The sequence below is a fragment of the Plantactinospora alkalitolerans genome, from assembly GCF_015690345.1.
In the GTDB taxonomy this organism is placed as follows: Bacteria; Actinomycetota; Actinomycetes; order Mycobacteriales; family Micromonosporaceae; genus Plantactinospora; species Plantactinospora alkalitolerans.
In genome coordinates this window covers 1-9,572 of the sequence record NZ_JADPUN010000332.1, presented here as the reverse complement: position 1 = coordinate 9,572, position 9,572 = coordinate 1, and the positions used below count along the sequence as shown (strand labels likewise).

General features: G+C 70.8%; 11 protein-coding genes and 2 pseudogenes. 6 read left to right on the top strand and 7 right to left on the bottom strand.

The annotated features are described in order from the left end of the window. Nucleotides 1-33: 33 nt before the first annotated feature. Complete coding sequence (locus I0C86_RS35845; RefSeq protein ID WP_230395347.1) at nt 34-861, top strand: DUF72 domain-containing protein; 828 nt, start codon at nt 34-36, stop codon at nt 859-861. 80 nt (nt 862-941) lie between these two features. Here I0C86_RS35845 and I0C86_RS35840 read toward each other — a convergent pair whose 3' ends face one another. The 5 genes from I0C86_RS35840 to I0C86_RS35820 form a co-directional block, all read right to left on the bottom strand. Beyond that, on the bottom strand, nt 942-1,283 hold the full coding sequence (locus I0C86_RS35840) for an MmcQ/YjbR family DNA-binding protein (protein WP_323374052.1): 342 nt from the start codon (nt 1,281-1,283) through the stop codon (nt 942-944). Between the two features lie 38 nt (nt 1,284-1,321). Then, a complete protein-coding gene (locus I0C86_RS35835) occupies nt 1,322-1,981 on the bottom strand; it encodes a response regulator (RefSeq protein WP_196205746.1) in 660 nt (219 codons plus the stop codon). Continuing rightward, nucleotides 1,969-3,186: a sensor histidine kinase gene (locus tag I0C86_RS35830; protein ID WP_323374051.1), complete on the bottom strand. Its 1,218-nt coding sequence runs from the start codon at nt 3,184-3,186 to the stop codon at nt 1,969-1,971. Before I0C86_RS35830 ends, I0C86_RS35835 begins: the two co-directional genes overlap by 13 nt. Before the next feature lie 83 nt (nt 3,187-3,269). Beyond that, the gene (locus tag I0C86_RS35825; protein ID WP_196205745.1) at nt 3,270-3,512 is read right to left on the bottom strand and encodes a hypothetical protein; all 243 of its coding nucleotides are present in this window, start codon (nt 3,510-3,512) and stop codon (nt 3,270-3,272) included. 134 nt (nt 3,513-3,646) lie between these two features. Next, a complete protein-coding gene (locus tag I0C86_RS35820; protein ID WP_196205744.1) occupies nt 3,647-4,237 on the bottom strand; it encodes a hypothetical protein in 591 nt (196 codons plus the stop codon). A gap of 226 nt (nt 4,238-4,463) precedes the next feature. On the opposite strand from I0C86_RS35820, the gene I0C86_RS35815 reads away from it, so the two are divergent. The 5 genes and pseudogenes from I0C86_RS35815 to I0C86_RS44050 form a co-directional block, all read left to right on the top strand. Continuing rightward, a complete protein-coding gene (locus I0C86_RS35815) occupies nt 4,464-6,272 on the top strand; it encodes a sulfatase-like hydrolase/transferase (protein WP_196205743.1) in 1,809 nt (602 codons plus the stop codon). A gap of 175 nt (nt 6,273-6,447) precedes the next feature. After that, entirely contained in the window at nt 6,448-6,978 is a 531-nt protein-coding gene (locus tag I0C86_RS35810) for a DUF4240 domain-containing protein (protein ID WP_196205742.1), read from the top strand. A gap of 162 nt (nt 6,979-7,140) precedes the next feature. Further along, on the top strand, nt 7,141-7,659 hold the full coding sequence (locus I0C86_RS35805) for a monooxygenase family protein (protein WP_196205741.1): 519 nt from the start codon (nt 7,141-7,143) through the stop codon (nt 7,657-7,659). An 18-nt stretch (nt 7,660-7,677) separates the two neighbouring features. Next, nucleotides 7,678-7,896 (top strand): annotated as a pseudogene (locus tag I0C86_RS35800) (transposase family protein); the annotation flags it as partial. 17 nt (nt 7,897-7,913) lie between these two features. Further along, nucleotides 7,914-8,009, top strand: a pseudogene (locus tag I0C86_RS44050) (formylglycine-generating enzyme family protein); the annotation flags it as partial. Between the two features lie 42 nt (nt 8,010-8,051). Here the strand turns inward: I0C86_RS44050 and I0C86_RS35795 are convergent. Together I0C86_RS35795 and I0C86_RS35790 are read right to left on the bottom strand one after the other, a co-directional pair. Beyond that, nucleotides 8,052-8,867, bottom strand: a complete 816-nt coding sequence (locus I0C86_RS35795) for a class I SAM-dependent methyltransferase (protein WP_196205740.1) — start codon at nt 8,865-8,867, stop codon at nt 8,052-8,054. A gap of 71 nt (nt 8,868-8,938) precedes the next feature. Continuing rightward, nucleotides 8,939-9,572: helix-turn-helix transcriptional regulator (locus I0C86_RS35790; protein WP_196205739.1), on the bottom strand; the 634-nt coding region annotated here is incomplete at its 5' end.

Genomic DNA, 9,572 nt, shown 5'->3' with positions numbered 1-9,572 from the left:
GAGCGGGCCGTGCGTCTTCATGTGGGCTGCGCGATGTGGACTCACAAGTCATGGCAGGGGCGTCTTCTGGCGCATCCGCTTCCGCCTTCGGCGCGCCTACGGCACTACGCCAGTTGGTGCAACGCGGTCGAGGGAAACACGACGTTCTATGCGACCCCGGCCCGGGACACCGTGGCCTCGTGGGCGCAACAGACCGAGCCCGACTTCCGATTCGTGATCAAGCTTCCGAGGCTCATCACGCACGACCGTCGACTCACCGACGTCGACGACGCGCTTCGCGTATTCCTGGATGCGATCGAGCCACTCGGTCCGAGGCTGCACGCCCTCTGGGTTCAGCTTCCGGGATCGTTCGCGCCGGCGGACGTCTCGGTGCTGGCCCAGTTCCTGCGCCGACTTCCCGAGACCCACCGGTACGCCGTGGAGGTCCGCCATCCCGGGTTCTTCGACGACCCCCGCTCGACGCGGCTTCTCGAGGAGGTTCTCACCGCCGCAGCCGCCGAATGGATCCCGTTCGACACCACCGCCCTCTTCCGGAGCACCCCGACCAGCGACGCGGAACGGGAGGCCTGGACCAAGAAGCCGCGCATGCCGCTCCGAGCGCTCGCGTTGACCGACCGGCCGATCGTCCGGTACCTCGGCCGCGACGACCCCGCGCGGACGGTCGAGGGCTGGCAGCACTGGGTCGACGTCGTCAGCGGATGGCTGCGTGAGGGTCGGTCGCCGACCATGTTCATCCACACCCCGGACAACGCCGACGCCCCCACCCTCGCGCGACGCTTCCACGACGACGTCCGGGCGCGTACGCCCGAACTCGAGGCCCTGCCCGAACCGATTCCGGCCGAGCCGCTGACCCTCTTCTGACCACCGGCGTCCGGCGCGCCGGCGCCACGCCCGCGTCTGCCGGCGGGCGCCGCACCCGTGAACGTCGACGGCAGCGGTGCTCAGGTCAGGGGGTGTTGGTCGACGAGTCGTTCGGGCGCGGAGAGTTGCCAGGCCTCGTAGACCAGCTCGGTGAGCTCGTCGGCGTCGATTCGCGGAAGGTGGACGACCACCCAGCCGAAGCCACCGGAGGTGAACTGCACCTCGAAGACGTCCGGTCGCTCGGCGACCAGCGCGGCCTGCTCGGAGAGGGTCTGCTTCAGGCCGACCGTCTTCGTGCGCGGCCAGTGGTAGCCGAACTTCCTGCCGCCCACGCTGAAGGACGTGTAGTCCCGAGCCTGGGCGCGCTCGACCTCGGCGAGCCCGTCCACCATCCGCAGGAACTGATCATCCGGTACACCCACGCCGACCATTCTCGGGTACCGGTCGGGCACCGGTCACCTCAGCCCCGCCGGTGGGCGTCCTCGAGGTAGCGCAGCACGGCGGTGACCCGGCGGTCCGCGCGGTCGGTGGGGGCCAGGTCGAGCTTCGCGAAGATGCTCCGGATGTTCTTGTGTACGGCACCGTCGGTGACGACGAGCCGTTCGGCGATGGCACCGTTGCCGAGTCCTTCGGCCATCAGCGCCAGCACGTCGCGCTCCCGAGGGGTGAGGCGCGCCAACGGCGTGGTCGGCCGGGTCCGGACCAGCAGTTGCGCGACGACATCGGGATCGATGGCGGTGCCCCCGCCCACCACCCGGTGCAGGGCGTCCAGGAACTCCTGTACCCGCCCGACGCGCTCCTTGAGCAGGTAACCGAGGCGGGAGCTGCCCTGGGCGAGCAGGTCGGTGGCGAACGCCTGCTCGACGTACGCCGACAGCACGAGTACGGCCAGCCGGGGCTGCCGGCGCCGGGCCTCGACCGCGGCGACGATCCCCTCGTCGGTGTGGGTGGGCGGCATCCGGACGTCGACGATCGCCACGTCCGGACGGTGTGCGTCGACGGCGACCAGGAACTCGTCGGGAGTGCCGGTGGTGGCCACCACGTCGAGGGACTCGGCCCGGAGCAGCAGCGCCAGGCCCTCGCGCAGCAGCGGGTCGTCCTCGGCGATCACAATCCGCACGGCAGGCTCACGATGAGGGTGGTCGGTCCGCCGATGGGGCTGGCCAGTGCATATGTCCCGTCGTGCGCCTCGACCCGGCGGCGGATACCGAGAAGTCCCGACCCACGGTGCTCGTCGGCGCCACCCCGGCCGTCATCGACGATCTCCACGGAGAGTTGATCCCCACGGCGTCGAAGCCTAATGGTGGCGTGCCTCGCCCCGCTGTGCCGGGCGACGTTGGTGAGCGCCTCGGCCACCACGAAGTAGGCCGTCGCCTCGACCGACGCGGCGCACCGGTCCAACGCGTCGGCATCGACCTGGCAGGTCACCGGGGAGTCCGCGGCCAGTGCGGCCAGGGCGTCGGCGAGGCTGCGGTCGGTCAGCACCGGCGGCAGGATGCTGCGTACGACGGCACGCAGCTCGGCGAGCGCCTGCTCGGCGGCGTCCTGGGCACGGTCGATGATCACCCCGGCGTCGGCGGGGTCACGTTCCAGCGCACGGCGTGCCGCACCGAGCAGGATGGTGACGGCGACCATCCGGTTCTGCGTACCGTCGTGCAGCGACCGCTCGATCCGCCGCAACTCGGCGGCGTGCGCGTCCAGCGCGGCGGCCCGGGTCGCGGTCAGTTGCGCGACCCGCACGGTGAGGTCGGCGCCGGAACCGGGGGACAGGAGGCGGCGACCGGGCAACGCCTGCAACCAGGCCATGCCCGGGGTGAGGGCGACCATGACGACGAGCCAGCCCAGGCCCATCAGGCTGACCACGAGCGCATCCCATCCGCTGTCCACCTGCACGAGGCTCAGCGTGTCGGTGGCTTCGGACGGTGGCAGCAGGTACCACCACAGCGGGTTGGTGCCGTTGGTCACCACGTAGAGGGGCAGCGTCGCCCCGGACAGGCCGAGGAAGAGCCCGAGCGTCGCGTGCGAGACCACCCATCCCAGTTCGCGCCAGACCACGGGGTCCCGTACGGCGGCGGCCAGCCGGGTCGGCACCGGCTCCGGCCCGACGATCTCCGGACCCCATCGGGAGAGCCGGGCACGCTCCCGGTCGGCGACGACGCGTTGCACCCGCAGCGCGATGGGCAGAAGGTACAGCCCGATGCCGACGAGGCAGGTCGCCACGGCGACGACCAGACAGATCAGTGCCACCAGGGCCAGCACGCCGGTGCCCAGCCCACCGACGAGATGTTCGAGGGCGTCGACAGTGGCGCGGGCCCGAGCGCTCACGGCCCCTTGCCCGCCTCGCCGGGCGGCGGACAGTGCGTCGTCGGGGAGGTCGTACGCACCGGGACCGCTCGGCACGGCGGTGCTCACCGACGCCGGTGCCGGTAGTGGTGGACGATCAGCGCCGTGGCGCAGGCCAGGGCGGCCAGCCCGAATCCGGCACCGATGAACATGTTGCTGCCGGCGGCCGAGGCCACCACGTTGGCGGCGACGCTGGTCACCAGGAGTAGCCACAGCAGGGGACGGAGGGCTCCGCTCCGGATACTCGTCGGCGCGGCGGTCGGGGAGCTTTCGTCGGGCATCTCGGAGATCCGGTACGGATCAGACACGTCGTGCTCCTCACATCGCGGGCCGATCGGGTGCCCTCACGTTAGGAGTCGTTCCGATTATGGACGATCCAGCCAGCGAGACAGTTCGGGTACAGCAGGCTCTACTCCGTCGCGGCGCAGCCGCCCAGCGGTGTTTAGGGCGCCCGAACCGAGGGGAGACAGCTTCCCCGGCCGGACCGGCAGGGTGGTGGTCGCTGTCCTGGCCGTCGGCCTGGCCAATCCGGCCGGGCCGACGAACCGTCGCCGACGTCGACGCGGTCGAGGGCAACCGCCGGACGAGGAGGAGCTGAGATGGCCGACGCACGACGAGCGGGCCCGATCCGGTCCACCAAGAGCCAGCCGAGCCGCCGTGCGGACGGTCGGGGAGGCAGCACCCGTACGACGACGAGGCCGGCCGCTGCCCGGAAGGCCACCGGGGCGAAGAAGGCCCCCGGGAAGGGGACCGCCGCCGCGAAGAAGGTCGCCACCGCCACCCGGCGTGCCACCGGCGCCACCGCGGCGAAGACCCCGGGAAGGCGGGCGGCCAGCATGGCAAAGGCGGCGAAGAAGGCCGCTCCCGCGAAGCGGACCGCGCCGTCGAAGCGGGCGGCGGCGAAGAAGGCCACGCCGAAGAAGGCCACGGCGAAGAAGGCCACGCCGCGGAACGCGACGGCGCGGAACGCGACGGCGAGGAAGGCGACGGCGAGGAAGGCGACGCCGAGGAGCGTGACGGCGAGGAAGGCCACGGTGAGATAGGTCGCCCGCCAGGAGCGGCGGTCACGGCTCCGGTCCGGAGGACGATTCGACCGGGCTGACCTCGCCAGGGCCGGACCCGCGCACCACCGTCCGAACCGAAGACGGACGTGGTGATTGAACCGATGACGCCGGAAAACCGTTCTAGATCACGGACGGTCCCGGCGTTGCGGAGCCTGCCCCGCCGCGCCACCAGCCTGGCACGAGAGGATCTTCGGGTTGTCACTCTTCACGCGCTTCCGTCAGCGTCCGGCCCAGGAACGGACGACGGTGAAGGACGACGCGGTGAAGGATGGCGACCCGGTGACGGACGACCCGGTGACGGACGACCGTCCGCGTGGCGCCGACCTGGCCGGCGACGGCAGTTCTCCCGGGGACAGGCGGCGCCGGGTCGCCGCACGCGTCACCACCGCCCTGGCCGCGCTGTTCGTGCTGCTGGCGCTCCTCGCGCCGAACAATCTCGACGATGTCACGGCCGGGAGCCTCGTACGCGTTCCGGTCGAAGCACTGCTCGGTCTCGCCCTCGTTCTGGTCCTCCCGCCGAGGGCGAGGCGAGTGGTGGCGGTACTCGGTGGCGCGGCCCTCGGCCTGCTGGGCATCCTGAAGATCATCGACATGGGCTTCTACGCCGTCCTCGCCCGGCAGTTCGACCTGGTACTGGACTGGGTCCTGATCGACGACGCGATGGCGTTTCTCACGGACTCGGTCGGCCGGGTCGGTGCGATCGGTGCCGCGATCGTGGTGGTACTTCTCGTCGTCGCCGTACTCGCCCTGATGACGCTGTCGGTGTTGCGCCTGACCCGCCTCGTGGTACAGCACCGTACCGTCGCGGCCCGCAGCGTCGCGGTGCTCGGGGCCGCCTGGGTCGCCTGCGCGGTGCTCGGCGTGCAGATCGTTCCCGGCGTTCCGGTGGCCGCGAAGAACACGGCCGGACTTGCCTACGGGCGGGTGCACCAGGCCCGCGCGGCCCTGCGGGATCAGCAGGAGTACGCCCGGCAGGCCGCCGTCGACGCGTTCCGCGACGTACCCGGCGACCAGTTGCTCACCGGGCTGCGCGGCAAGGACGTCCTCCTCGTCTTCGTCGAGAGCTACGGACGCGACGCGGTCGAGAGTCCGAAGCTCGCGCCGCAGATCGGCCCGGTGCTCGATGCGGGCACACGGCGACTGGACGCGGCCGGCTTCTCCTCCCGCAGCGCCTTTCTCACGTCGCCGACGACCAGCAGCGGCAGCTGGCTGGCCCACTCCACGCTGCTGTCCGGCCTCTGGATCGACAATCAGCAGCGGTACCGCAGCGTCGTGTCGAGTGACCGCCTGACTCTCACCGGTGCGTTCCGCCGGGCGAACTGGCGGACGGTCGGCATCATGCCGGGCGTCACCCGAGCCTGGCCGGAGGGCGATCTGTACGAGTACGACCAGGTCTACGACTCGAGGCAGCTCGGGTACAACGGTCCCAAGTTCAGCTGGGCCACCATGCCCGACCAGTTCGCGCTGTCCGCCTTCGAACGCCTGGAACACGCGCCGCCGCACTCCACCCCGTTGATGGCGGGAATCACCCTCGTCTCGAGCCACGCACCGTGGACGCCCATTCCCCGGCTGCTCGACTGGGACGGTCTCGGCGACGGATCGGTCTTCGAGGAGATGGCCAAGCAGGGCGAGCCGAAGAGCACGCTGTGGCGCGACCGCGCCAAGGTACGCACCGAGTACGGTCGCTCGATCGAGTACTCGCTGAACAGCACGATCTCCTATCTGGAGAAGTACGGCGACGACGACACCGTGCTCGTCTTCCTCGGTGACCACCAGCCCTCCCCGGTCGTGATCGGGCAGAGGACCAGCCGGGACGTACCGATCACGATCGTGGCGCACGACCCGGCCGTACTCGATCGGATCTCCGGGTGGGGCTGGCAGGACGGCCTGAAGCCCGGCCCGACGGCCCCGGTCTGGCGGATGGACTCCTTCCGGGACCGCTTCCTGACCGCCTTCGGACCGCAACCCGGAGCCACTCCCACGGCGACACCTGTCGGAAAATAGGTCGCCCGTTCCGACGTCGCGCGTCGACAGCACGTGACGCGGCCTCGACGCTCCGGCGAGCGCGAGCATCGCGATGAGATGTCGGAAGCCCGTGGGTTCCACCCAACCGAAGGATCCACTGATTCGCGTCGTACGGGCGTTGCCGCCCGAGACGGCCGGCTCGTACCGTGCCGTGATGGACGAAGCCCGGTTCTGGAAGATCGTCGACGGCACTCTCGTCGACCCGTGTCGCCAGGCTGAACTCCTGACCGACGCGCTTGCCGCCCTGAGCGCCAGCGACGTCCTGGGATTCCGTCGCCAGTTCGTCGCGGCCCATCGCAGGGCGTACACCCGACGAATGTGGCTTGCCGCCGCGTTGTTGCACAGCGACCCGCGAGGCGACGTCGATCTCAGCGACGACGGCTTCACCGACTACCGTAGCTGGTTGATCACGCGGGGCCAGCACTCCTTCGATCTCGCGGTCAGCGATCCGGACACGATCATCGACCTGCCGGTTGACGGATGCCACGATCTGTTCTGCCACGGCGAGACGTTCGCGGCCGTCCCAGACGATGTCTACGAGGAGTTGAGCGGGCAGGAGGTGCCAATCGAGGAGGACATCGTAGAGATGCTCGGCGATCTGCCCGACCCGCCCGTCGACCGCAGCACCGCGGGGCTGCTCGCCTCCTATCCACGTCTCACCAGCCACCGGAAGGTCGATGCGTAGACCCGTGTCGTCAACCGCGGCCCGCGCTCGGGTTCGACGACACGGTTCCTTGGCGATCTCGGCGTTCGTCCTTCCTCGCGCGACCGTGCGGGGAGTACGTCCTGTAGATGGTCGGTGCGCGGCCTTACCATCGGAGGATCCTGACCTGAAGGAGATCCGGCGATGCTGAGCCGCGTCAATCGAGAGACCGTCGACCTGTCGTCCTATCCCGACCTGGTGGTGGTCTATCTGGGTATGCGCGTCAACCGGCTCTACGGCCTGCGCACCCTGATGGCCCGCGGCCCGCGGATCGGCCGGTCGGACGACAAGCCGGAGGGGCTGCTCGCGCACGAGCCGCTCCTCTGGTCGTTGTTCCCCATGCACCTCGGCATCCGCCAGTACTGGCGGGACCTACCCACGCTGCTGGCCTGGGCCCGCTCCGAGCCGCACCGCCTGTGGTGGCGCGACTTCCTGCGCGACAGCGGCGGCACCGGCTTCTGGCACGAGACCTACCTGCTGCGCGGCGGCATGGAGGCGGTCTACGACGACATCCCGCAGCGCCGCGGCTTCGCATCCTTCGCCCCGGTGCTCCCGGCCCGTGGCGCGATGTTCGGCTCGGCCGCGCGGGTCGGCCGCCCGGAGGACGACATCGCCCCGGTCGTCACCGAGGACGACCTCTACACCCCCGGGACCGGGCACTAATTAGGTTCTGTCTCTTAGATCAAGGCCCCCTTCAAACGGCGCCGGTTCCGGCCGAACCTGTCACGCCGGCAGAAGGCCGTCAACCGCGCCCACGCGAAGATCCGCGCCCGCGGCGAACGCGCGATCGCCATTCTCAAGACCTGGAAAATCCTGGTCAAGCTGCGCTGCTGCCCACGCCGGGCAACCACGATCGTGCAGGCCATCCTGGTTCTGCACCGCGTTGAAGCCAACCGCTAGGCAGGATGAAAAGCGCTCACTGGAGCTGCCGGGCCTCGGTACGCCGTCGCAGCTTTTCGACCTTCGAGATCGACGACCTGGACTTCCGCGTCGCGCGCACCATCCTCCGCTGATCCCTCCGCAACCGGGGGTCACCTGGCCGGATGTTCGGCTGGTCAGCCCGCCCGCGTCGCGACGACCTCGAGGTAGGCGGACGGGATCCGGACGGTGCCGTCCGTCGCCACGTTCGACCGCCGTGCCAGCTCGACCAGGTCGGCGTAGAGCGGTTTGCCGTGCTCCGGGCCGAGTGCCTCGAACGCCTTCAGCGTCGGCCCGTAGTTCTCCCGGAAGAAGTCGGCGAACTCCTCGGGGGTGGCGTACCGGAAGACGAACTCCCGCCTGGTCGCGCGCATCCCGGTCACGGACGTGCCCAGCAGTTCGCCCAGCCGCTGCTCGGTGCCCCATTCGGCGGGCGGCCGTAGGCCCTTGGGCGGCGGTACGTGCCGGCCGACGGTGCGGAACAGGTCGCCGATGAACCCGTCCGGCGTCCAACTCGCGAGCGCGATCGTTCCGCCCGGCCGGCAGACCCGGACCAGTTCCGCCGCCGCCTTCTCCTGGTCCGGCGCGAACATCACCCCGACACAGGACAGCACGGCGTCGAAGGTGCCGTCCGGGTAGCCGATCTGCTCGGCGTCCCCCGTCACGAACTCGATCGGCAGCCCTTCGGCGGCCGCCCGGATCCGCCCGCGCGCCAGCAGTTCCGGTACGTAGTCCAGGCCGGTCACGGCGCAGCCGCACCGAGCCGCCGCGATCGCCGCGTTGCCGCTGCCCGTGGCGACGTCGAGAACCTCCGCACCGGCCGGCAGGTCGGCCGCGGCCACCAGCAGTTCGGAGATCAGGTAGATCCGCGCGGCCACCGCGTGGTAATCCCCGCTGGCCCAGGTCTTCTGCTGCCGGGACTTGATCGCGCCCAGGTCGAGCATGGTGCTCATGTTCCCCCCTCGGTGGTGGTCTTCCGGTCACGCTAGGTGTCCAGCACCGGGTCGCGAATCGGGAGAACTCCCTATCTTGGTGGTACCAGTCCCAGGTCCCGGGCCACCGCGGCGGCCCGGCCCCGGGTGGCCACGCCGAGCTTGCCGAGGACCGCCGACACGTGGTGGTCGACCGTCTTGACCGACAGGGAGAGGCGTCGCGCGATGTCGGCGTTGCTCAGCCCGTCGGCGAGCAGGCCCACCACCTCCAACTGCCGCGCGGTCAGCCCGGACGGGTTGGCACCGGTCGACGGCCGGGGCCCGCGCGCCACCCCGGAGATGCCGCGTTCGCGCAGCTCCGCGCGCAGCCGTCGGGCCACGGCGCCGGCGCCGAGCCGGTCCAGCAACGCCAACGCCTCGGCGGCGGCCGGCGCGTCGCCGTGCGACAGTGCTTCCGCCCTCGGGTACGTGCAGCCCCGCCGCTGCGACTGGTCCGCCGCGCCGGCCCAGTCGCCCCGGACCGTCAGCAGGTACGGCGCCGCCGCCCAGTCGGGCAACTCGACCGGTTCCCCCGCTCGCCACAGCCAGTATCCCAACTCGCCGACCGGCCAGGGCAGCTCCGCCTCGACGGCCCGGTCGAAGCACGGCCGCACCGCGTCGGCAGCACGCTGCCGGTCGCCGGTGAGCCAGTGGTGCTCGGCCAGCGCGGCCGGGGCCGGCACGAGG

Excerpts from the sequence above, each read along its gene's own strand:
- I0C86_RS35795 (WP_196205740.1), bottom strand. The coding sequence starts at position 8,867 with ATGAGCACCATGCTCGACCTGGGCGCGATCAAGTCCCGGCAGCAGAAG.
- I0C86_RS35810 (WP_196205742.1), top strand. The coding sequence starts at position 6,448 with ATGGACGAAGCCCGGTTCTGGAAGATCGTCGACGGCACTCTCGTCGAC.
- I0C86_RS35805 (WP_196205741.1), top strand. The coding sequence starts at position 7,141 with ATGCTGAGCCGCGTCAATCGAGAGACCGTCGACCTGTCGTCCTATCCC.
- I0C86_RS35845 (WP_230395347.1), top strand. The coding sequence starts at position 34 with ATGTGGACTCACAAGTCATGGCAGGGGCGTCTTCTGGCGCATCCGCTT.